This is a genomic window from Mycolicibacter engbaekii (assembly GCF_002101585.1).
In the GTDB taxonomy this organism is placed as follows: domain Bacteria; phylum Actinomycetota; class Actinomycetes; order Mycobacteriales; family Mycobacteriaceae; genus Mycobacterium; species Mycobacterium engbaekii.
On record NZ_LQOT01000018.1, the window covers coordinates 1 to 22,737 of the forward strand.

A 22,737-nucleotide genomic window follows, 5' to 3' on the forward strand; every position below is an offset into this window, starting at 1 on the left:
CCCCCCCCCCCGCCGGAGCCCGGGCGCTCGCCGGGCTCGCGGCTGTCGGAGTCCGCACCGGCGCCGCCGTTGCCACCGTTGCCGGCGCGGCCGCCGGCACCGCCGGAGCTGGTTCCGGCGGTGCCGGCGAAGTGGCCGCCGCCGCCCCTGCCGCCAGCGCCGCCGAGGACGGCGCCGTTGCCGCTGTTGCCGCCGTTGCCGCCGCCACCACCGACGCCGCCGCCGCCTCCGTTGGCGGCACGGCCGCCGCCGCCGGTGCCACCGGTGCCGCCCGTGCCGCCGGCGCCGCCGCTTCCGGCGTCCGGTCCGGCGTCGCCGCCGTTGCCGCCGCGACCGCCGCCGCCCCCGCGACCGCCCTGAGACGTGCCGCTGTAGGCGCCCCCGCTGCCGCCGTTACCCCCGGCGCCGCCGATCCCGCCGTTGCCGGAGTTGGCTCCGGCGCTGCCACCGTTGCCACCGATGCCGCCACCCCCGCCGTCGCCGCCCCGGTGACTGCTGGCGGCCCAACCGCCCGTGCCGCCGGTGCCGCCAGCCCCGCCGTTACCGCCGTTGCCGGCGTTCGGGCCGGCGTTGCCGCCGTCGCCGCCCCGGCCACCCAGGCCGCCCTGAAGCCCGCTGCTGGCATCGCCGCCCTTGCCGCCGCTGCCACCGTTGCCGCCGTTGCCGACGGTGCTGTCGCCCCCGTTGCCGCCGGTTCCGCCGGGGGCGCCGTAGAGCTGCCCCACGCCATGTCCGCCGCGGCCCCCGTTGCCGCCGTCTCCGCCGCCACCGTCGGCGCCGCGGTCACCGCTGTGGCCACGGACCCCCGCAGCGTTGAGCCCGCCGAGCCCGCCGGTGCCGCCGTTGCCTGCGGCCAGGGCGCCATCGCCGCCCCTCCCGCCGGAGCCCGGGCGCTCGCCGGGCTCGCGGCTGTCGGAGTCCGCACCGGCGCCGCCGTTGCCACCGTTGCCGGCCCGGCCGCCGGCACCGCCACCGCCCCCCTGGCCGCCGGTCCCGGTCTCCGACCTCGCCACTCCGCCTTCGCCGCCGGCACCGCCGTCACCTCCGGCCGCGCCGCGGCCGCCGCTGCCGCCGTCCATACCGGCGATCGACGCATACCGCGGAGTGACCCCGTTTCCGCCCTTTCCGCCGTTTCCGCCGTCTCCGCCTTCGCCGCCGACGCCACCGTTCCCGGCAAGGATTCCGCCGGCACCGCCCGCACCGCCCTGGCCGCCGGCCCCACCGACCCGGCCGATCGCGCCGTTGAGACCGGCGCGGTTGCCGTCCGTCTTGCCGTTCGCCCCGTTGTTGCCGACGCCGCCGTCGCCACCCCTGCCGCCGGCCCCCCCGTTACCGGTGGGCCCGGCGTCACCGCCGTTGCCGCCATTGCCACCTGCCTGACCGTTGCCGTTGGCCAGTCGGCCGCCCTTACCGCCGTCGCCGCCGTCGCCACCGTGGCCCGAGTTCGGTCCGGCGATCCCGGCGTTGCCGTTCGGGGTCCGGGTTCCATCCCCGCCCAGGCCACCCTGCCCGCCCGTGCCGCCGCGTCCGACCTGCCCGCCCGCCCCGCCGTTGCCGCCGTTACCGGCTCCGGCTCCAGCGGTGCCGTCGGCGCCGTTTCCACCTGATCCGCCGCGGCCCGCTTCGCCACCGTCCCCGCCGGCGCCGCCCACGCCGCCGGAACCGTGCCGGCCGGCCGTTCCAGCGGTTGCCGTGCCCCCGGTGCCCCCGCTGCCACCGGAGCCGCCCTGGCCCCCCTGCCCGCCGTTGCCGCCGGACCCACCGTTGCCACCGTCTTTGCCGCTTCCCGCGGCAGCGTCCTCGCCACGGACGCCCGCGCCGCCGGCACCCCCGTTGCCGCCCTGACCGCCCGTCCCGCCCGCGCCGCCGGCGCCCCCGTCGCCGGCCAGGGTGCCGCCCGAGCCGCCGCTGCCGCCGGCCCCACCGCTGCCGCCGGTGCTCCCGCGGCTGCCGTCGGCACCCGGTCCGGTTGTGAGGCCCGCCGCGCCGGTGCCGCCGGCTCCACCGTTGCCGCCCGCTCCACCGTCACCGAAGAAGAAGGCGTCCCCGCCCGCGCCACCGGCACCGGCAGTGCCGCCGATTCCGTCGATGCCGGCCCCACCGTCTCCACCGTTGCCGCCGTTGCCCATCAACCAACCGCCGGCTCCGCCGTTGCCTCCCGCGCCGCCACCGTCGGCGCCGGTGCCGCCGGCCCCGCCGTTGCCGAACCAGCCGGCGTCGCCGCCATCACCGGCGGCGACGGGCTCGCCGTCGACGATCTGGCCGGAGTAGCCGGCGCCGCCATCACCGAACAGCCAGCCTCCGGCGAGACCGTCCACGCGGTCGGGCGTGCCGTCGGCGCCGTTGGCGATCATCGCCCCCAGCCCGAGTTCCTCGCTGAGGCTGTTGAGGCCGTCGAGCACCGGGGTGGCTCCCGGGCTGTTGATCCATTGCTGGACGGCCTCGTGGATGGGCAGCCACACCAGGCTTCGCCAGGCGTCGCTCAGCAGCTCCTCGAAGTCGTCCCACAGTTCGGCGGGCGGAGTACTGAACAGTTCTGGTAGGCCGATCGCGACGTCCGGCGTCGTATCCACGCCGGGCAGCAGCCAGTCGATATCGCTGTCCTGGTCAAAGCTCAGCAGGTCGGTATCTGCATGAGCTGATAGCGGTGCCGTCAGGGAACCTGCCCCCAGTAGTAGAAACGCCGTAGCGGCCACGCCTGCGCCACGGTGTGGGGTCCCAGGTTGCCGGTTGTGGCGCCGGTTGTGCGTGCGATTGCGACGTCCCATGTCGAGCGTCTCCCAACCTTTGGTCACTCAAATGGTTAGACAACTATGCCACTAGAAACAAAAGTTTTTAGGTTTTCGGGAATCAGCGCCTAGGCGCCAGTGGATGAGGTGGGATCGGGCGGCCCAACCCGGCTAGACGAGCGGCGCCGCTCGCCTGCGCTGGTCGACCATCGCCAGTGCGGTGTCGGCCCAGCGAATGTTCTCTTCCTCGAACGCGATTCCGCGCAGAAGAGTCAGATAAGGCCCGAGGTGTTCGGCCTCTTCGATATAGCTCTGCTCACTGCGGCCGTCGAGCAGCCGGTCGCGCCTGGCCAGGTAGCGGTCGAGCTTGGCTTCGGCTCGTTTGCGGCTTTCGCCGATGGCGGCGCACACGGCAGGCCCGTCCCCGACATCGAGTGCCTGGACTTGGACCAGCAATTCGTCGCGAACCGTGGTGGGTTTGGGAGAAGCCGCAGTGAACGCGTGCAGGATCTCCCGGCCATGGTCGGTCAGGGAATGCACACGCTTATTCGGCCGGCGCTCCTGCTGCACGACGCGCGTGCGGATCAAGCCCTGCGCCGCCATCCGCTCGAGTTCGCGATAGAGCTGCTGCGGGGTGGTCATCCAGTAGTTGGCGACCGATGCGTCGAAGCGCTTGGCCAGGTCGTAGCCGGAAGCCTCCCCCTCCACCAACGCAGCCAGCACCGCGTGTTGCAAAGCCATCGTCGTCCCCCTGAACTCATGCGTGCTCGCCGCCACGGTGTCGCCGCGCCTGGCAGATCTGCAAAATAGCAGCGGGCTGACCAGTAGCGGAAGTGATTAGTCACCTGCCGCGCGAGACCAGCCCCCTCGCCGTCGGGGTAGGCCGCCCAGGGGTACCGGCCAGCGGTGTCAAGGCGCGTGTGTCAGCGGTGCGACTCCGTCGCTAGCATGGCGTTATGACCGCGATCACTCCCGCCAGCGCACCGCTCTCCGGCACCGATACGGTGTCCAACCCCGCCACCGGGGAGGCGGCGGGCCAGGTGCGCTGGACCGATCCCGCCGAGGTCGACAAGATCGCCGCCGGGCTGCGCACCGCCCAGCGCGAGTGGGAGCACCGCGGCGCCAAGGGCCGGGCCAAGGCGCTGGCCCGCTTCGCGCTGTGGCTCGGCGACAACCGGGACGAGATCGAGCGCCTGCTGATCTCCGAGACCGGCAAGTCCGCCACCGACGCCGCCCAAGAAGTCCCCCTGCTGATCATGATCCTGTCCTACGTGATCAAGGTGATGGAGAAGGCGGTGGCCCCGGAGACCCGGCCGGCGTCCACCCCGGTACTCAAGGTCAAGAAGATCACCATCCACTACCGGCCGCGGCCGGTCGTCGGCGTCATCGCGCCGTGGAACTACCCGGTGGCCAACGCAATGATGGACGCGATCGGCGCGCTGGCGGCCGGGTGCGCTGTGCTGCTCAAGCCGTCCGAGCAGACCCCGCTGACCGCCGAACTGCTTCGCAAAGGCTGGCTGGACTCCGGGGCTCCGGATGTGTTCGCGGTGGTGCAGGGAGCCCGCGAAGTGGCCGAAGCGGTGATCGACAACTCCGACTACGTGCAGTTCACCGGCTCCACGGCCACCGGACGCAAGGTCGCCGAGCGGGCCGCCAGCCGGCTGGTGCCGGTCAGCCTCGAACTGGGCGGAAAAGACCCGATGATCGTGTGCGAGGACGCTGACATCGACCTGGCTGCGCACGCGGCGGTCTGGGGCGCGATGTTCAACGCCGGCCAGACCTGCGTGTCGGTCGAGCGGGTGTACGTGCTCGAACCCGTCTACGACAAGTTCGTCGCCGCGGTGGTCCGCGACGTCGAGGCGCTGCAGGTGGGCACCGGCGAGGGCAAGCACTTCGGGGCGCTGATCAGCGAACAGCAACTCGCCATCACCGAGCGGCATGTCAAAGAGGCATTGGCCGCCGGCGCCCGCGCACTGACCGGCGGTGAGCGCTCTCCCGGACCCGGCAGCTTCTACCCGCCCACCGTGCTGGTCGACGTCGACCATTCGATGGCCTGCATGACCGAGGAGACCTTCGGGCCGACCCTGCCGATCATGAAGGTCAGCAGCGTGCAGGAGGCGATCCGGCTGGCCAACGACAGCCCCTACGGGCTGAGCGCCTCGGTGTTCTCCAAAGATGTCGCCCGGGCGAAGGACATCGCGCTGCAGTTGGACTGCGGAGCGGTCAACGTCAACGACGTGATCTCCAACCTGATGTGTACGACAGCGCCGATGGGCGGCTGGAAGACCTCGGGTATCGGGGCGCGCTTCGGCGGCGAGGACGGCATCCGCAAGTTCTGCCGGCAGGAGACCGTCGTCGTGCCGCGCACCAACGTCGGCGCGGGTGGTAACTACTACCACAACTCGCTGGCCACGCTGGCTCGGACCAACCGGTTGCTCACCCGGATCGTGTTGGCCCGCCCGCGCCGTACCGCGAAATAGTGCGGCTCTTCTCGGCGGCGCTGTTCTGGTTGCTGACCACCGCGACACTTGCGGTGGCGCTACCGACCGCGTGGGCGCAGTACAACCTCATCGATGCCGACGGTTATGCCCGGCTGGCGGCCCGGGCCGCAACGGTGCCCGCCCTCCAGGACGCGGTCGCGGCCGAGCTCAGCGCCCAGACGGTGCAGCTGATCCGGGGGAGCGGCCTGCGCATCGACCCGGCGGAGGCCCGGGAGGCGGCTCGCCAATTCACCGCCGGACCGGAGTTTCCGGCGCAGTTCGTTCGGGTCAACCGGGACGGGCATGCCTGGTTGCTCAACGTCGGCGATCCCGGGCCCTGGGAGATCGACGTGATGCCGATGCTGCGCAGTGACGCGTTCGCCCAGCTGCTGGCCATCTACCCCGTCACGCTGCCGGCCTCGTTGACGGTGCCGCTGACATCGACGTCCACCGAGGTGATGCGCCCAGCCGGGCTGCACCGGCTCGCGGTGTGGGGCCCGTTGCTCACCGTCGTGCTGGGCGCCATGGCCGGATTGTGCGCGGTCCTGACGGTGGTCGCCGCACGCCACCGCGGCAGGGCCCTGGCCAGCTTGGGTGTCTCGGCGCTGCTGGTGGGAGCCGGCGTCTGGTCGGCCGTCGAAGTGGCGCGGCGCTACCTCGATCAAGTGCTGCGCCAGGCCACCGGCGACATCCGCCGGATCGCCGATGCCGTTGCCGACGTGGCTCAAACAAGTCTGCATCAGTGGCTGACCGTAACCCTGGCTGCCGGGGCAGTATTAGTGCTGGTAGGAGTGGGTACGGCGTTGCTGGGCGGACTGCGGAAAACCTGAATGTCGCCCGAACGGTGGATACCGAACGGCCATTGACTTTTGCAATGATCTCGGCGAAGGAGTTCCTTTTTCCCCGAGAGGCGGGCTCGCCCCCATGAGTGACCACGACGTGCCGTCGGCCGGACCGAACGCCGACGTGCCCGGACCACTCTCGCCGCCTCCGTCGGTCCGGTTCGACTTCCAGCCCTATCACGTGCTGCGCGTACTGGCCGTCGTGTGGGCGGTGGCGGGCCTGGTCACCTGGCCGGGCATCGGGTGCTGGGTCAGCGCCGCGGTGTCGGCGTGGGCGGACTGGTACACCCGCAGACACCGCATCGGCTGGCCGATCGACGCGGAGGACTTCCTGGTGGAGCGGGGATGGGCGCTGCGCCGTCCCCGACACCGCGCTGCCGACAACCGGCCCCCGATCCCGTTTCGCCCCATGACGGTTCCCGAGCTCTATGCCGCCGCCGTCAAGATCTTGCTGCGCAACTGGCCGACCCTGGTCGGCGTCCCGGCCCTCATCTGCACCGGTTTCGGGGCGGTCTTCGTGTTGATCATGAACAGCCTGGAGGCGCCCACGCCCGCGCATGTGGCGGAACTTTTGATCACCGGCCACGACACGCTGCTCAGCGTGTTGGCCATGACGCTGGCGGTGCTGGCGGTGCTCTACGTCCTGGTTCTGCCGGCCGATGCGCTGCTGATCCTGTTGGGCGTGCAGGCCACCGACAAAGTGGTCGGCGGCAAGCGCGTTCGGTTCGAGGAGATGTTCTGCCGTGCCACCGAACGGGTGCGCGCGGTGAGTCGACTGACCTCCGCCTACTACATGGTCGGGGTGGTGGTGGTGGTCTTGCATGTGGCCGCGCGCCACAGCGGTTTCTATGCCGCAACCATCCCGCTCCTCGTGGTCGCGACCGTCACCGCATTTGTGCTGGGAATGCTGCTGAGCATGTCGCCCATCGTGATGATCCTGGAAAACCGCGGAGTCGCCGAATCATTCGGGCGTTCGATCCAGCTCTGCAAGCCCGCGGCGGGACGGATCATCGGTATCCACGTGCTGTGGATGACCGGCATGGCGGCCGTGGCGCTGCTGTCCTCGGCGCTGACCTGGGTGACCGTGGTGATCACCTACCCGGTGCTGATCGGCCTGGTCCGGTGCCTGCAGATGCTGGTCTACACCGACCTGCGGATCCGGCAGGAGAACTACGGGCCCGAACTGCTCGCCGAGTGGGTGCGCAACATGGGCCGGGAGGGGCTGGCCAGCGGCTAGCCTGCGGCGGGGCCGCCCAGCATCCGCCACAGGAACGAAAAGCTCAGCGCCGACTTGAACGCCGCCTGGGCGTTGTCGGCCGCGCCGCCGTGGCCGCCCTCGATGTTCTCGTAGTACCAGACCCGGTGCCCGGCCGCCTGAAGTGCCGCGGTCATCTTGCGGGCGTGCCCGGGATGCACGCGGTCATCACGGGTCGAGGTGGTGATCAGCACCGGCGGATAGCCGGCATCGGCCGAAATGTTCTGGTACGGCGAGTACTTACTGATGAACTCCCACTCATCCGGGTCATCGGGGTCGCCGTACTCAGCCACCCACGACGCACCGGCCAGCAGCAGGTGGTAGCGGCGCATGTCCAGCAGCGGCACCTGGCAGACCAGCGCCCCGAACAGCTGCGGGTAGCTGGTCAGCATGATGCCCATCAGCAGTCCGCCGTTGCTGCCGCCCACCGCGCCGAGCTGCTCGACGGTCGTGATGCCACGGTCCACCAGGTCGGTTGCCACCGCGGCGAAGTCCTCGGCCACCAGATGCCGGCCCGAACGCATCGCCTGGGTGTGCCAGTCCGGGCCGTACTCGCCGCCGCCGCGGATGTTGGCCAGCACGTAGGTGCCGCCGCGTGCCAGCCACAGCCGGCCCAGCACGGCGTCGTAACCGGGCGTGCGTGCCACCTCGAATCCGCCGTAGCCGCCCAGCAGCGTCGCGCCGGTCGCATCGGCGGGGCGAACCACGAAGTAGGGGATCGCGGTCCCGTCTTTCGAGGTCGCGAAGTGCTGGTGCACGGACAGCCCGTCGGCGTCGAAAAGCGCCGGAGCGGATTTGATCTCCGTCAGGTCGCCGTCGGCGGGGCCGTGCAGCAGGCGTGAAGGTCTGTCGAATCCGCTTGAGTCCAAGAAGATCTCGTCGCCGGTGTCGTCGGCGGCCACGATCACGGTGTTGGTGTTGGGCGGCACCGCATCGATGGGTCGCCGTTGCCAGTCGACCGGCGAGACCACTTCCACGCGGCTGGCCACGTCATGCAGGGTCACCAGCACCAGATGATCACGGGTCCATGCGTAGTGATGCAGGGCGGTGTGGGCGTCCGGTTCGAAGACGACGCGGCACTGCGCGGTGCCGGCGAGGAACTCCTCGTAGTCGGCGGCCAGCAGTGAACCGGCCCGATACGACGCGGTGCCGGTGTCCCAGTCGGTGCGCAGCTCGATCAGGATCCACTGCCGGTGTACCGACACCGAGGCGTCGGTGGGGGCGTCGATGCGGATCAGCTCGCCGTCACGCAGCTCGTAGACCTGGTCGTTGTAGAAGTCGATCGCCCGCGACACCATGGTGCGCTCGAAACCCGGAGTGCGGTCTGCGCCCGCGGCCACCAGCACATCGGTGACCGAACCGGTGAACACCGTCTCCGCTTGGATCAGGTCCTGGCCGCGTCGCCACCGCTTCACCATCCGGGGATAGCCGGATTCGGTCAGGGAGTCGGCGCCGAAATCAGTACCCACCAGGACGGTGTCGTCGTCGGCCCAGCTGATCCGCGTCTTCGCCTCGGGAAGCTCAAATCCCTGACGATCCGGCCCGACGAACTCTCGTGTCGTCATATCGAATTCGCGCACCACCACCGCGTCGGACCCGCCCCGGGACAGCGATATCAGGGCCCGGCTGTGGTGGGGTTCGATCACATTGGCGCCGCCCCACACCCAGTTCTCGTCGTCGGCGCGGGCCAACTCGTCGAGGTCGATGACCACCTCCCAGTCCGGGTGGTCGGTGCGGTAACTGTCCAGGCTGGTGCGCCGCCACAGCCCCCGGGGGTTGGCGGCGTCACGCCAGAAGTTGTAGAGGTAGGCCCCGCGGCGCCGCACATACGGGATGCGGGCGTCGGTGTCGAGCACCTCGCGGGCTGCGGCGCGCATCGCCTCGAAATCGTCGCCGGCGAACTCGTCGACAGTCGGCACGTTGTGGGCGCGTACCCACTCCAGTGACCGTTCGCCGGTAACGTCCTCCAGCCACAGGTAGGGGTCGTCGCAGTCGTGGGCGGGCATGGAATTCATTGTGACGGTGACGGTAATGTGAGTTGAGTAACACCCATGTCTAAGGAGCAGCGTCGATGACCGTTTTCGCACGTCCGGGTACCGCAGGAGCGGTGATGAGCTACGAGTCCCGGTACGGGAACTTCATCGGCGGGCAGTGGGTGGCACCGGTGGGCGGTGAATACTTCGAGAACACCACCCCGGTCACCGGTCAGCCGTTCTGCGAGGTTCCGCGCTCCACGGCGGCCGACATCGACTTGGCGCTGGACGCCGCGCATGCCGCCGCGCCGGCCTGGGGCAAGGCGTCCCCGGCCGACCGGGCGGCGATCCTGACCAAGATCGCCGATCGGATCGACCAGCACCGCGAGCAGCTCGCGGTCGCCGAGGTGTGGGACAACGGCAAGCCGGTCCGGGAGACCCTCGCCGCCGACATTCCGCTGGCCGCGGATCACTTCCGCTACTTCGCCGCGGCGATCCGCACCCAGGAGGGTGCGCTCAGCCAGCTCGACGACGACACCGTTGCCTACCATTTCCGCGAGCCGCTGGGCGTGGTCGGCCAGATCATCCCGTGGAACTTCCCGCTGCTGATGGCCGCCTGGAAGCTGGCGCCCGCGCTGGCCGCCGGGAACGCGGTGGTGCTCAAGCCGGCCGAGCAGACTCCCGCGTCCATCCTGTACCTGATGAGCCTGATCGGCGACCTGCTGCCGGCGGGAGTCGTCAACGTCGTCAACGGATTCGGTGTCGAGGCGGGCAAGCCCCTGGCGTCCAGCAACCGGATCGCCAAGATCGGCTTCACCGGCGAGACCACCACGGGACGGCTGATCATGCAGTACGCCAGCCAGAACATCATCCCGGTGACTCTGGAACTGGGCGGCAAGAGCCCCAACATCTTCTTCTCCGATGTGCTCGCCGCCAACGACGACTTCCAGGACAAGGCGCTGGAAGGCTTCGCCGGTTTCGCCCTCAACCAGGGCGAGGTGTGCACGTGCCCGTCGCGGTCCCTGGTCCAGGCGCCCATCTATGACGAGTTCCTGGAACTGGCCGCGATCCGCACCAAGGCGATCCGCCAGGGCGATCCGCTCGACATCTCCACGATGATCGGGGCGCAGGCCTCCAACGACCAGCTGGAGAAGATCCTGTCCTACATCGCCATCGGTAAGGAGGAAGGCGCCACCACCGTCACCGGTGGCGAACGCGCGGAGCTGGGCGGCGACCTGTCGGGTGGCTACTACGTGCAGCCGACGATCTTCGCCGGCCATAACAAGATGCGCATCTTCCAGGAGGAGATCTTCGGCCCGGTGGTCTCGGTGACCTCGTTCACCGACTACGACGACGCGATCGCGATCGCCAACGACACCATCTACGGCCTGGCGGCCGGGGTATGGAGCCGCGACGGCAACACCGCCTACCGGGCGGGCCGCGACATCCAGGCGGGCCGCGTGTGGATCAACTGCTACCACGCCTACCCGGCGCACGCGGCGTTCGGCGGCTACAAGCAGTCCGGCATCGGCCGGGAGAACCACAAGATGGTGCTCGACCACTACCAGCAGACCAAGAACCTGCTGGTGTCCTACTCCCAGACGGCGAACGGCTTGTTCTGATGGCCGCCCCGGACCGGGTGCTGGTCACCGACGCCGCCGCGGAACTTCTGTCGCGGCTGGTGGCACGCCACGGCCCGGTGATGTTCCACCAGTCCGGTGGCTGTTGTGACGGTTCGGCGCCGATGTGCTACCCCGACGGCGACTTCATCATCGGCGACCACGACGTGTTGCTCGGTGTGCTCGACGCCGCCGGCGCCGAGGTTCCGGTCTGGATCTCCGGTCCGCAGTTCGCGGCCTGGAAACACACCCAGCTGACCATCGACGTGGTGCCCGGCCGGGGGGCGGGCTTCAGCTTGGAGGCACCCGAAGGGATGCGGTTTCTGACCCGCAGCCGGGCCTTCACGGACGCCGAGAACGCGGCACTGGAATCGCTGCCGGTGATAACCGGGTCGCTACCGGGCTGACCGGCGTAATCGCCGTAAAATCTGGTGGTGTGATTCCGCTCCCGCGCCCCTGGTTGCTCAGCAGCGCCATGCTGGTCGGGGCGGCGCTCGGCATCCTGGCCGGCATCGGGGTGACCCTGCTGATCAGCGCGCCGCTGCGCCCGGACGTCGCGATCACGCTGGTACTCGGTGCGCCCAGCGTCGCGGGGCTGGTGCTGGTGTTCGTCTCCTCGCGTCGGTGGGTAACCGCATTGGGTGCGTTTCTTCTCGCGCTGGGGGTCGGATGGTTCGGCGCGCTGGCCGCGATCCAGGTGGTCTCCGGTGTCTGAGGCCACCGACACCGGGTCGCTGCCGATGACCGAGCCCCATATGGCTCCGATTTTCGACACCGGGCCCCACCCGGTGCCGCTGCCGTCCGATGAGGTGGGCGAGGCGCCTGCCGACGATGTGCCGCCGGCGCGGGTCCCCGAAGCGCAATCCCGGCTGGCGCCGGCCAAAATGCCGGCAAACCCCGCCAAGCCGCCCAAGCCAGTGTTCGTGGCCGGCCAGTATCAATTCCTCAAGTGGTGGCAGCTGGCCCTGGCGCTGGCCGCGGTGTGGATCCCGGCGGCTGGGATCGGCCTGGGGCTGTTCGCCTGGTGGTACTCCCTGGCCGACAAGACACCGGCCGTCTTCGTCGTCGTGGCCTACGCGGTGGTGTGTACGGTCGCCGGGCTGATCGTGGCGATGGTCGGGGAGAGGCCGCTGGTCTCGGCGGTCGCGATCGCGCTGCTGTCGGCGGTGTTCGCCTCGGCGGTGGCCGCCGCGCCGCTTTACGGGCATTACTACTGCCAGCACGTCAGTCGCTGCGTCGCCGGCGTTCTTCCGTACTGAGCTGCTTGCCACGGGAATTGAGGTCGCACCCGGCGCTCGAGCGCTATTTCTGGCAGGTGAACTGGCAGACGTCGGTGTTGCCATTGCGAAACAGCTCGGCGCAACCGGTGAGGTATTTCATATAGCGCTCGTAGACCTCTTCGCTCTGCAGAGCAATCGCCTCGTCCCTGTGGGCCGCCAGCGAGGATGCCCAGGTGTCCAGGGTGCGCGCGTAGTGCATACGAAGCGGCTGAACGCGGGTGACGCTGAAGCCGGCCGCGGTAGCGTGCCGCGTCACCTGTGCCACCTGCGGAAGGCGGCCGCCCGGGAAGATCTCGTCCATGATGAACTTGACGAACCGCAGCAGCTGCATCGTCATTTTCAGCCCGCGCTCCCGGAACTCTTCGCTGCTGGCCGCCACGATTGTGTGCAGCAGCATCACCCCGTCGGCGGGTAAGGCGCGGTAGGCGAACTCGAAGAAGTCGTCGTACCGGTCGTAACCGAAGTGCTCGAACGCCCCAATCGACACGATCCGGTCGACCGGTTCGTCGAACTCCTCCCAGCCCTGCAGGAACACGCGCTTGCTGCGCCGGTCGTCCATCGCATCGAAAGTTGTCTGCACGTGGACGGCCTGGTTCTTGCTCAGGGTCAGCCCGACCACGTTGACGTCGTACCGCTCCACGGCCCGGCGCATCGTGGCACCCCACCCGCAGCCGACATCCAGCAGGGTCATCCCGGGCTGCAACCCGAGCTTGTTCAGCGCCAGATCGATCTTTGCGAGCTGGGCTTCCTCCAGGCTCATATCGTCGCGCTCGAAATATGCGCAGCTGTAGGTCTGTGTCGGATCTAGAAACAGCCGATAGAAGTCGTCGGACAGGTCGTAATGCGACTGCACGTCCTCGAAATGCGGCCTCAGCGATTTCGCCAATGACATTGTTCCCCCATATTGTTTGCGCGGGCGGTCACACGAACGACCCCGACGCCCCCATGCTCGGCGGCGCCGAGCGGTCTGTGTTGGCTGCCAACCCGAGCGCAGGTGTTCGTTTACGACACCGGCGAAGTGGGTTCCGGTCGGCGGTGAAACCCGCCCCGGGGATACCCCCGGGCTGTGGCGCGGAAACCGCAGCCGGCCGACACCGCAACGCCGCTACCGGGCCGGCGCGGACGGCGGTACGCGCCCGGCCGCCCGCCGGCCGCCCACGTGAGGCATCCGATAGCCGCGGGTCCGGGCGGCGGGCAGTCGCTTCCCGCTAGGGTGAACCCGTGACCCACTATGACGTCGTCGTTCTTGGAGCCGGTCCCGGCGGGTATGTCGCGGCCATTCGAGCCGCCCAGCTGGGCTTGAACACCGCCATCGTCGAGCCGAAATACTGGGGCGGGGTCTGCCTCAACGTCGGCTGCATCCCCTCGAAAGCGTTGCTGCGCAACGCAGAGCTGGCGCACATCGTCACCAAGGAAGCCAAAACATTCGGCATAAGCGGCGAAGCCACGTTCGACTACGGGGCAGCCTTCGACCGAAGCCGCAAGGTCGCCGAGGGCCGGGTTGCCGGCGTGCACTTCCTGATGAAGAAGAACAAGATCACCGAGATCCACGGCTACGGCCGGTTCACCGACCCGAATACGCTGGCGGTCGAGCTCAACGAGGGCGGAACCGAGACCGTCACCTTCGACAACGCGATCATCGCCACCGGGTCCAGCACCCGGTTGGTGCCGGGCACCTCGCTGTCGGACAACGTCGTCACCTACGAGCAACTGATCCTGAGCCGGGAGCTGCCGGCCTCGATCATCATCGCCGGTGCCGGGGCCATCGGCATGGAGTTCTCCTACGTGCTGGCGAACTACGGCGTGGACGTGACCGTCGTGGAGTTCCTGCCGCGGGCGCTGCCCAACGAGGACGCCGACGTGTCCAAGGAGATCGAGAAGCAGTTCAAGAAACTGGGCGTCAAGGTCCGCACCGGGACCAAGGTGGAAAGCATCACCGACGACGGGTCGACGGTGTCGGTCGTGGTGAGCAAGGACGGCCAGACCGAAACGCTGCAGGCCGACAAGGTGTTGCAGGCCATCGGCTTTGCGCCCAATGTCGACGGCTACGGGCTGGAGGCGGCCGGGGTCGCGCTGACCGAGCGCCGCGCCATCGGGGTCGGGGAGTACATGCAGACCTCGGTGCCGCACATCTACGCCATCGGTGACGTCACCGGGCTGCTGCAGCTGGCGCATGTCGCCGAGGCGCAGGGCGTGGTGGCCGCCGAGACCATCGGCGGGGCCGAGACCATGTCGCTGGGTGACTACCGGATGATGCCGCGGGCCACCTTCTGCCAGCCGCAGGTGGCCAGCTTCGGTCTCACCGAGGAGCAGGCCAAGGCCGAAGGCTATGACGTCAAGGTGGTGAAGTTCCCGTTCACCGCCAACGGCAAAGCGCACGGCGTGGGCGACCCGAGCGGGTTCGTCAAGCTGATCGCCGACGCACGCTACGGCGAGCTGATCGGCGGGCACCTGGTCGGCCACGATGTGTCCGAACTATTGCCCGAGCTCACCTTGGCGCAGAAGTGGGATCTGACGGCCAACGAACTGGCCCGCAATGTGCACACGCACCCGACCATGTCCGAGGCACTGCAAGAGTGCTTCCATGGGCTGACCGGACACATGATCAACTTCTGATCCTCGGCTCGGCGCTCGAGGCGCTGCTGTCAGCTCTTGACGAGAGTGAACTGGGCGACATAGCTGACATTGCGTTGAAAGAAATCTGCGCAGCCCAGCAGGTACTTGACGTACCGCTCGTAGACCTGGTCAGAGGTCACGGCGATCGCCTGCTCGCGGGCCGCTTGCAACCTGGTCGCCCAGGTGTCCAGAGTCCGTACATAATCCTGCGTAAGGTCTTGACGATCGGCGACGGAAAACCCTGCAGCGCCTGAGTATTCGACAACATCGTCGTCGCAGGGCACCGAGCCCCCGGGGAAGATCTCCTTGGCGATGAAGCGCATGAACCGCAGGTCCGTCATTGTGATCGGAATGCCCATCTCCGGCCAGCGCTTGAGCGGGTGTCCCATGATGGTCTGCAGGACCATCCGCCCGTCGTCGGGCATCAGCCGGTGGCACAACTCGAAGAAGGCGCCGTATCGCTCCTTGGGGAAGGCTTCGAAGGCCTCGATACTGATGATGCGGTCGACCGGTTGGTCGAATTCCTCCCAGCCGCGCAGCAGAATCCGGCGGGAACGCTCGGTGTCCACATCGTCCAGGAGTCGCTGGCCGAGGCTGCACTGATTTCTGCTCAAGGTCAGGCCCACCACGTTGACGTCGTGGGTTTCGATCGCCCGCAGCATGGCCGATCCCCAGCCGCAGCCGATGTCGAGCAGCGTCATCCCGGGAGCAAGATCGACCTTGGCCAGTGCCAGATCGATCTTGGCGATCTGCGCCTCCTGGAGGGACATGTCCTCGCGCTCGAAGTACGCGCAGCTGTACGTTCGGGTCGGGTCCTGGAACAGGCCGAAAAAGTCGTTCGAGATGTCGTAATGGGCTTGCACGTCTTCGTAGGCCACTGCCATCTTCGGTGTACCAGGCGCAGTGTCGGTCATCAGCCCGGACTCCTATCTGCTCCGGTGAGCCGGCAAGCCGGCCAAGAGCCGTTCATGCCGGCGTCTTTTCGCAGGTGAACTGGACCACGTCGGTATAGCCGGTGTCGAACAGCTCCGCGCAGCCGGTCAGATACTTGTGGAACCGCTCGTAGACCTCCGGCGAGGTGATGGCGACGGCCTCGTCCTTCTTGGCCTCGAGATTGGCCGCCCAGGTGCTCAGGGTCCGAACGTAGTGCGGCTGCAGATGCTGCTCGCGGGTCACGGTGTAGCCGGCCTTGGTTGCGTGTTCGGTGATCTGCGCGGCCAACGGCAGGCGTCCCCCGGGGTAGATCTCATCCATGATGAACTTGATGAACCGCAGCCGCGACATCGTCAGCGGCAGCTTCTTGGCCTGGATCTCCTCGTCGCTGGGGATGACGATGCTGTGCAGCAGCATCACCCCGTCATCGGGCATCCAGCTGAACGTCTTTTTGAAGTAGCCGTCGTACTTGCTGAATCCGAAGTGCTCGAACGCGCCGATCGACACGATGCGGTCGACTTTGCCGTCGAATTCCTCCCAGGGCTGCAGCCTGACCTCCATGCGGCGCGTGCTGGTGGAATGCGCGAACACGTTGTCCTCGATGTGCTGCTTCTGGTTTTCCGAGAGGGTCAGGCCGATGACGTTGACGTCGTAGCGCTCGGCGGCCCGCCGAATCGTGGAACCCCACCCGCAGCCGATGTCGAGCAGGGTCATCCCGGGCTCCAGGCCCAGCTTGCCCAGCGACAGATCCACCTTGGCCAGCTGCGCTTCCTCCAGCGTCATGTCGTCGCGCTGGAAGTATGCGCAGCTATAGGTCTGAGAGGGGTCCTGCCACAGTTTGAAGAAGTCATTGGAGATGTCGTAGTGGAACTGCACCTCGCGTTTGTCTGATCCGCGCGTCTGTGCAGCCGAGTTCGACAGCCACTTGGACTCGGCTTTGGGGCTCGCGCTCGGGGAGTGTGCCACCGCTGGTCCTCTCGGTCGGGAGAGAAGGTCGGTGCTGGTGGCTCAACACTTGGGCCGACATTACGCCTCTCAACGGGGAGGTGTGCTGTGATCAGCCTCCGAACAAGCAGAAGACTCCGAAAGCCACCACCATGCCGGCCACGTTCGCGCAGGCATTGACCACGTCATTGCCCACCCAGCGCCAGCCGGTGGACGCCCGTGCCGGGGCACCGCAGTGCAGTGCGTCCTCCACCGTGGCCCCGCACGTCGCGCAGACGAAGCGGGCCTGCACGCTGGCACCGATGAGCGTGTCGACCAGCGAGCCGACGACTCCGGCCGCCAGACCCACCGGCACCATCGCGACACCGCCGTACACCGCGCCGAACAGGCCGACGGCCAGCGCGCCCAGCACGGTGGCGGCAGAGCCCAGCGGGGACACCGCGCCGGAGGTGCCCTTGGGCACCCGGCCCCGGGTGCGCAGCGACAGCGGCTCGCGGTTGGAGAAGCGCCCGATCTCCGAGGCCCAGGAGTCGGCGATACCGGCCGCGATCCCGCCGATCGACACGGCGTACCAGTACGTGCCGCCGGTGAACGCATAACCGATCACCGGGACCAGCACCGGAAGGCCGGCGTTCACCACCACCTGGCTCAGGGTGCGCATTCCCGCGGTCCGGGCCGGTCGGCGATAGGCGGTGAGCAGGCTGGTGAGGGAGAAGAACAAGGCGGCCGGGATGATCCACGCCCACCCGCCGAGGCCGACCGCCACTGCGGCGATCAGGCCGCCGCACAGCGCTCCCGGCAGGTCCAGCCAGCGCATCCGGAGCATGAACGGCACGATGGCGCAGCCGAACACGACCGCCGCCATCCAGCGCAGCGCGTCGTCGGTGGACAGCTCGCGCGCCACGTGCAGCAGCAACGCCACCCACGGCGTGATCAGCAGGTTGTCGGCGGCCGGCAGCACCAGTAGCTCGATGGCGGCCGTCGTCATCGCGACGAACAGGGCAACCGAGACTGCCATGAACATGTTCAGTTCCAGGCCGGCCCGGCAGAACGTCCAGGTCACTGCGAAGGCGATGGCCACGAAAGCCATCGAGCCCTCAAGGGTTCGAACTCCGCCGCCGGCCGCGACGTGGTGGCGTCCATAGCGCTGTCCGATCAGCGCCGCGCCGGCATCGGCAAGGCCCAGCACCAGGACACCACCTGCGATGGCGACCCGGTCCGGCCAGAAGGCCAGCACCGCCAGCAACGCCCCGGCGGCAAATCCCACCAGTCCGTAGTCGCGGGACCGGGTCCCGTCGAAGACCCCCGGCACCGGGACCAGTCCGCGCTCCACGATGAACGCCAGGGCCACCGTGGCGACCGCCAGCACACCGGCCACCACTGCCCCGTGCGACAGCTGGAATGCGGCCAGGGCCGCGAACAGTCCGCACAGCGCATGGGGGATCTTGCGGATGACCAGGGGGCTCGCCCCCCGCCGCGCCAGTGCTCGCCCGACGACGATCAGCACAGCCGCGATGAACAGGACCCCGCCCCCGGCGACGGCCAGGTCGTGGCTCACGGTGGCTGTCACGCAGGGCTACTCATCGAAGTCCAGCGGCACCCGCAGCGCGCTCAGGGTGGCGGCCAGTGCGTCGTATTGGCTGGTCAGCATGACGAATTCGATCAGCCGGGGCCGATCCAGATGCGCTGCCAGCAGCGCCCAGGTGGCATCGGAGAGCGTACGGGTCTCGATCAGCTCGTCGACCCCGGTCAGCAGTGCTCGCTGGCGGTCGGTGAGCCCGGGCGCATCCGGGCCCTGAAAGATCCGCTCCTGGGTGGCCTCGTCGATGCCTACCGCCCGGGCCATCCGGCGGTGGTGCTGCAGTTCGTACTGGCTGTCGCGCAGGTGGCCGACGCGCAGAATCACCAACTCGGTGTCGCGGGCCGAGAACTTCCCGCCCCGCATGAGCATCCCGCCGAACGGCAGCCAGGACCACATCAGCCGCCGATGCTGTCCGAGCGTGGTGAACAGGTGCGCCCGGGGTACGCGCTGGCGCGCCGCGATGACTTTGCAGACGAGCCAGTTCGTGACGCCGAGGTCACGCAGGCCGGGGGAGTCGGGGATACGAGCAATCACCGCTGTTGCTTTACCAGATACGGCGAGACAGTGCTGCGATGTTCGTTGAGATCCAGGTCACGCCCGAGCGCTGGGAAGGCCCGCTGGGGGCAGTTGTCGTGTTCGCAGACCCGGCAGCCCACCCCGATCGGCGTGGCCGGGACGTCGTGGCCGGCCGCCAGGTCCAGCCCTTCGGAGTAGACCAGCCGGTGGGCGTGGCGCAGCTCGCAGCCCAGCCCGATCGCGAAGGTCTTGTCCGGCTGGCCCCAGCGGGCGGCCCGGCGCTCGACGGTGCGGGCAACCCACATGTACTTGCGCCCGTCGGGCATTTCGGCGATCTGGACCAGGATCTTTCCCGGATTGCCGAAGGTCTCGTAGACGTTCCACAGCGGGCAGGTGCCGCCGCTGGAGGAGAAGTGAAATCCGGTGGCCGACTGCCGTTTCGACATGTTTCCGGCTCGATCGACCCGGACGAAGGAGAACGGCACGCCCCGCATGGACGGCCGCTGCAGGGTGGACAGCCGGTGCGCGATGGTTTCGTAGCTGACCCGGTAGAAGGCCGACAATCGCTCGATGTCATAGCGGAACGTCTCGGCGCGATCGTGGAACTGCCCGTAGGGCAACACGATCGCCGCGGCGAAGTAGTTGGCCAGACCCAGCCGGGCCAGCGTCCGGGAGTCCTTCGAGGTGAACTTGCCCTCGTCGACCATGGCCGTGATCTGCTCGTCGAACTCCAGATAGGCCAATTCGGCGGCCATCTTGAACACCCGCTGCCCCCAGGACAGATGGTTGGAGATGTCCAGGGTGCGGGTCGCCGGGTTGTACCGGTGCAGCACCGTCTCGCCGAGGTCGATCCGGCGATTGATGCGCACCCCATGCACCTCGGTCAGGCGGTTGGCCAGCTCGACGGCCAACTCGCCCTGGTGCCGGCGCATCCGGGTGGCCAGTTCTTCGGCCGCCGTGTCGAGTTCGTGGAGGTAGTTCTGGCGCTGGTAGAAGTAGTCGCGGACCTCTTCGTGCGGCATGGTGATCGCCCCGGTGCCGCTGCCGTCGGAGAAGCGCTCCTCGGTGGCCGCGGCGAGTTGGGCCGTGGTGATGCGGTAGCGGCGGTGCAGGTTGACCATCGCGCGGGCCACTTTGGGGTGGGCGCTGACCACCTCGGCCACCTCGGCCAGGTCGACCTCGACGTCGAGGTCGCGGTCCATGGCGACCTCGCGCAGCTCGGCCACCAGCCGGGTGTCGTCCGGGGAGGAGAAGAAGCTGGCGTCCACGCCGAAGACCTCGGCGATGCGCAGCAGCACCGCGACCGTCAGCGGCCGGACGTCATGCTCGATCTGGTTGAGGTAACTCGGCGAGATCTCCAGCATCTGCGCCAGTGCGGCCTGGCTGAAACCGCGCTCGCTGCGTAGCTGGCGTACTCGGGAGCCGACGTACGTCTTGGCCACCCCACCGACCCTACCTGGTGTGAAGCCGACATTCGCATTGTTGGCATGGCATGATCCGCTCAGGGAAAGACGTACGGGGAGCATCGATGCAGCAGACACAGCTGACCGGCCTGGCCAAGGAATTGATGCCGGTGCCGGACCCACATCCCGACGTGTTCGATCGGCAGTGGCCGCTGCGGGTCGCCGACATCGACCGCGTGGGCCGGCTGCGGATGGACGCCGCCGCCCGCCACATTCAGGACATCGGCCAGGACCAGTTGCGCGAGGGCGGGTATCAGGAAACGCACCCGCTGTGGATCGTCCGGCGCACCATGATGGATCTGATCGCGCCTATCGAGTTCCAGGACATGTTGCGGATGCGGCGCTGGTGTTCGGGCACGTCCAACCGGTGGTGTGAGATGCGGGTCCGCATCGACGGCCGCAAGGGCGGACTGATCGAATCCGAGGCGTTCTGGATCAACATCAACCGCGAGACCCAGGGGCCGGCGCGGATCTCCGAAGACTTCCTGGCCGGACTGAAGCGCACCACCAGCGTCGACCGGCTTCGCTGGAAGGCCTACCTGAGTCGCGGGGACCGTGACGTGAGGACTGGGGCCGCCGAGATCCGCGAGTACCCCATCCGGTTCACCGACATCGACCTGTTCGACCACATGAACAACTCGGTGTACTGGAGCGTGGTCGAGGACTACCTGTCGAGCTACCCGGAACTGCTCGGTGCCCCGCTGCGGGTCACGCTCGAACACGACGCGCCCGTCGCGCTGGGCGACAAATTGGAGATCGTCTCGCACGTTCATCCCGCCGGCTCGACCGACAAGTTCGGTCCGGAGCTGACCGACCGCACTGTTAGAACGCTCACATACGTGGTGGGCGACGAAGTCAAGGCGCTCGCAGCGATCTTTCCGCTGTAACGCGTTCTAGTCAGTACGCGCGTACTGCTAAAAGCGGCGCTGACCTGTGCGGATAAGTTACCGGCCGGTAGCTTTCCGGCGGATTTCACGACCGGCTTTTTGGACGGTTCTTCGCAAACTTTGCAAATTGGCGTGGTTGCATGGCGGAACTTGGCAATTAAACCGCTGGACCTGGGCAGATGTGCTGTGCCATGGTCGCCTCATCACACCAGTGGAAACGTCGGGGTGTTAGCAAGGCCGGGAAGTGATTCGCAGCGCTGCGCTAGAGCACGACCGCCCCGACGATCGAGACCGCAAAGGAGCGCATCCGATGTCGACCGTTGGCACGCCCAAGAGCCCCGAGCAGATCCAGCACGACTGGGACCACAACCCGCGTTGGAAGGGCGTCACCCGCACCTACACCGCCGAGGACGTCGTCGCGTTGCAGGGCCGCGTCGTCGAGGAGCACACCCTGGCCCGTCGCGGCGCCGAGGTGCTCTGGGAGCAGCTGCACGACCTGGACTACATCAACGCCCTGGGCGCGCTGACCGGCAACATGGCCGTCCAGCAGGTCCGGGCCGGCCTCAAGGCCATCTACCTGTCCGGCTGGCAGGTCGCCGGCGACGCGAACCTGTCCGGACACACCTACCCCGACCAGAGCCTCTACCCGGCCAACTCGGTCCCGCAGGTGGTGCGCCGGATCAACAACGCGCTGCTGCGCGCTGACGAGATCGCCAAGGTGGAGGGCGACACCTCGGTGGACAACTGGCTGGCCCCGATCGTGGCCGACGGCGAAGCCGGCTTCGGTGGTGCGCTCAACGTCTACGAGCTGCAGAAGGCGATGATCGCCGCCGGTGTGGCGGGCTCGCACTGGGAAGACCAGCTGGCCTCGGAGAAGAAGTGCGGCCACCTGGGCGGCAAGGTGCTGATCCCCACCCAGCAGCACATCCGCACCCTGACCTCGGCGCGCCTGGCCGCCGACGTCGCCGACGTGCCGACCGTGGTGATCGCTCGCACCGACGCCGAGGCCGCCACCCTGATCACCTCCGACGTCGACGAGCGCGACCAGCCGTTCATCACCGGCGACCGGACCGCGGAGGGCTTCTACCGGGTGCGCAACGGCCTGGAGCCGTGCATCGCCCGGGCCAAGGCCTACGCCCCCTACGCCGACCTGATCTGGATGGAGACCGGCACCCCGGACCTGGAGCTGGCGCGCAAGTTCGCCGAGGGCGTCAAGGCCGAGTTCCCCGACCAGATGCTGGCCTACAACTGCTCGCCGTCGTTCAACTGGCGCCAGCACCTGGACGACGCGACCATCGCCAAGTTCCAGAACGAGCTGGGCGCCATGGGCTTCAAGTTCCAGTTCATCACCCTGGCCGGCTTCCACGCGCTGAACTACTCGATGTTCGATCTGGCCCACGGCTACGCCCGCAACCAGATGAGCGCCTACGTCGAGCTGCAGGAGCGCGAGTTCGCCGCCGAGTCGCGTGGCTACACCGCCACCAAGCACCAGCGCGAGGTCGGTGCCGGTTACTTCGACCGGATCGCCACCACGGTGGACCCGGCGTCGTCGACCACCGCGCTGGCGGGTTCGACCGAAGAGGGTCAGTTCCACTAGGCCTCAATGGCACCAGCCAT

General features: G+C 68.4%; 19 protein-coding genes. 10 read left to right on the forward strand and 9 right to left on the reverse strand.

Annotated features, from left to right (window positions below; genetic code table 11):
* Positions 1-2,696 (reverse strand): PGRS repeat-containing protein (locus AWC02_RS22815; RefSeq protein WP_272818973.1); only part of this gene is annotated, 2,696 nt, incomplete at its 3' end.
* A 204-nt stretch (positions 2,697-2,900) separates the two neighbouring features.
* On the reverse strand, positions 2,901-3,470 hold the full coding sequence (locus tag AWC02_RS04430; protein ID WP_085127589.1) for a PadR family transcriptional regulator: 570 nt from the start codon (positions 3,468-3,470) through the stop codon (positions 2,901-2,903).
* A gap of 215 nt (positions 3,471-3,685) precedes the next feature.
* Between AWC02_RS04430 and AWC02_RS04435 the strand changes: the two genes are divergently transcribed.
* The 3 genes from AWC02_RS04435 to AWC02_RS04445 all read left to right on the forward strand — a co-directional run bounded on the left by AWC02_RS04435 (position 3,686) and on the right by AWC02_RS04445 (position 7,288).
* Positions 3,686-5,209 carry an aldehyde dehydrogenase family protein gene (locus tag AWC02_RS04435; RefSeq protein WP_085127590.1) on the forward strand — a complete coding sequence of 508 codons (1,524 nt, stop codon included), beginning with the start codon at positions 3,686-3,688 and terminating at the stop codon, positions 5,207-5,209.
* The gene (locus AWC02_RS04440) at positions 5,209-6,039 is read left to right on the forward strand and encodes a hypothetical protein (RefSeq protein ID WP_085127591.1); all 831 of its coding nucleotides are present in this window, start codon (positions 5,209-5,211) and stop codon (positions 6,037-6,039) included. The genes AWC02_RS04435 and AWC02_RS04440 overlap by 1 nt, the downstream gene beginning before the upstream one ends.
* 94 nt (positions 6,040-6,133) lie before the next feature.
* Entirely contained in the window at positions 6,134-7,288 is a 1,155-nt protein-coding gene (locus tag AWC02_RS04445; protein WP_085127592.1) for a hypothetical protein, read from the forward strand.
* On the opposite strand, the gene AWC02_RS04450 is transcribed toward AWC02_RS04445, so the two are convergent.
* A complete protein-coding gene (locus AWC02_RS04450) occupies positions 7,285-9,321 on the reverse strand; it encodes a prolyl oligopeptidase family serine peptidase (protein ID WP_085127593.1) in 2,037 nt (678 codons plus the stop codon). The genes AWC02_RS04445 and AWC02_RS04450 overlap by 4 nt on opposite strands.
* 56 nt (positions 9,322-9,377) lie before the next feature.
* On the opposite strand from AWC02_RS04450, the gene exaC reads away from it, so the two are divergent.
* From exaC to AWC02_RS04470, 4 genes are read left to right on the forward strand one after another with little or no spacing between them, the layout of a single operon-like run.
* The gene (gene exaC, locus AWC02_RS04455) at positions 9,378-10,901 is read left to right on the forward strand and encodes an acetaldehyde dehydrogenase ExaC (RefSeq protein ID WP_085127594.1); all 1,524 of its coding nucleotides are present in this window, start codon (positions 9,378-9,380) and stop codon (positions 10,899-10,901) included.
* Complete coding sequence (locus AWC02_RS04460; protein ID WP_109560870.1) at positions 10,901-11,305, forward strand: DUF779 domain-containing protein; 405 nt, start codon at positions 10,901-10,903, stop codon at positions 11,303-11,305. Before exaC ends, AWC02_RS04460 begins: the two co-directional genes overlap by 1 nt.
* A 29-nt stretch (positions 11,306-11,334) precedes the next feature.
* Positions 11,335-11,613, forward strand: coding sequence for a putative holin (locus AWC02_RS04465; RefSeq protein WP_046315353.1), 279 nt, complete (start codon positions 11,335-11,337; stop codon positions 11,611-11,613).
* Entirely contained in the window at positions 11,606-12,157 is a 552-nt protein-coding gene (locus AWC02_RS04470; protein ID WP_085127595.1) for a hypothetical protein, read from the forward strand. Before AWC02_RS04465 ends, AWC02_RS04470 begins: the two co-directional genes overlap by 8 nt.
* Positions 12,158-12,200: 43 nt before the next feature.
* Here the strand turns inward: AWC02_RS04470 and AWC02_RS04475 are convergent, their stop codons facing one another.
* Complete coding sequence (locus tag AWC02_RS04475; RefSeq protein ID WP_085127596.1) at positions 12,201-13,070, reverse strand: cyclopropane mycolic acid synthase family methyltransferase; 870 nt, start codon at positions 13,068-13,070, stop codon at positions 12,201-12,203.
* A gap of 329 nt (positions 13,071-13,399) precedes the next feature.
* Here AWC02_RS04475 and lpdA point away from each other — a divergent pair, with 329 nt between their 5' ends.
* On the forward strand, positions 13,400-14,794 hold the full coding sequence (gene lpdA / locus AWC02_RS04480; protein ID WP_085127597.1) for a dihydrolipoyl dehydrogenase: 1,395 nt from the start codon (positions 13,400-13,402) through the stop codon (positions 14,792-14,794).
* 29 nt (positions 14,795-14,823) lie between these two features.
* Here lpdA and AWC02_RS04485 read toward each other — a convergent pair whose 3' ends face one another.
* The 5 genes from AWC02_RS04485 to ramB all read right to left on the reverse strand — a co-directional run bounded on the left by AWC02_RS04485 (position 14,824) and on the right by ramB (position 20,212).
* A complete protein-coding gene (locus AWC02_RS04485; RefSeq protein WP_165757841.1) occupies positions 14,824-15,708 on the reverse strand; it encodes a cyclopropane mycolic acid synthase family methyltransferase in 885 nt (294 codons plus the stop codon).
* A 52-nt stretch (positions 15,709-15,760) separates the two neighbouring features.
* Positions 15,761-16,693, reverse strand: a complete 933-nt coding sequence (locus tag AWC02_RS04490) for a cyclopropane mycolic acid synthase family methyltransferase (RefSeq protein ID WP_085127599.1) — start codon at positions 16,691-16,693, stop codon at positions 15,761-15,763.
* 91 nt (positions 16,694-16,784) lie between these two features.
* The gene (locus AWC02_RS04495) at positions 16,785-18,242 is read right to left on the reverse strand and encodes a DUF92 domain-containing protein (RefSeq protein ID WP_165757842.1); all 1,458 of its coding nucleotides are present in this window, start codon (positions 18,240-18,242) and stop codon (positions 16,785-16,787) included.
* A 6-nt stretch (positions 18,243-18,248) separates the two neighbouring features.
* Positions 18,249-18,788, reverse strand: coding sequence for a carboxymuconolactone decarboxylase family protein (locus AWC02_RS04500; RefSeq protein WP_085127600.1), 540 nt, complete (start codon positions 18,786-18,788; stop codon positions 18,249-18,251).
* Complete coding sequence (ramB, locus tag AWC02_RS04505; RefSeq protein WP_085127601.1) at positions 18,785-20,212, reverse strand: acetate metabolism transcriptional regulator RamB; 1,428 nt, start codon at positions 20,210-20,212, stop codon at positions 18,785-18,787. Before ramB ends, AWC02_RS04500 begins: the two co-directional genes overlap by 4 nt.
* An 86-nt stretch (positions 20,213-20,298) precedes the next feature.
* On the opposite strand from ramB, the gene AWC02_RS04510 reads away from it, so the two are divergent.
* Both AWC02_RS04510 and aceA read left to right on the forward strand, forming a co-directional pair.
* Positions 20,299-21,120, forward strand: coding sequence for an acyl-[acyl-carrier-protein] thioesterase (locus AWC02_RS04510; protein WP_109560871.1), 822 nt, complete (start codon positions 20,299-20,301; stop codon positions 21,118-21,120).
* A gap of 310 nt (positions 21,121-21,430) precedes the next feature.
* A complete protein-coding gene (gene aceA, locus AWC02_RS04515; protein ID WP_085127603.1) occupies positions 21,431-22,717 on the forward strand; it encodes an isocitrate lyase in 1,287 nt (428 codons plus the stop codon).
* The last annotated feature ends 20 nt before the right edge of the window (positions 22,718-22,737 follow it).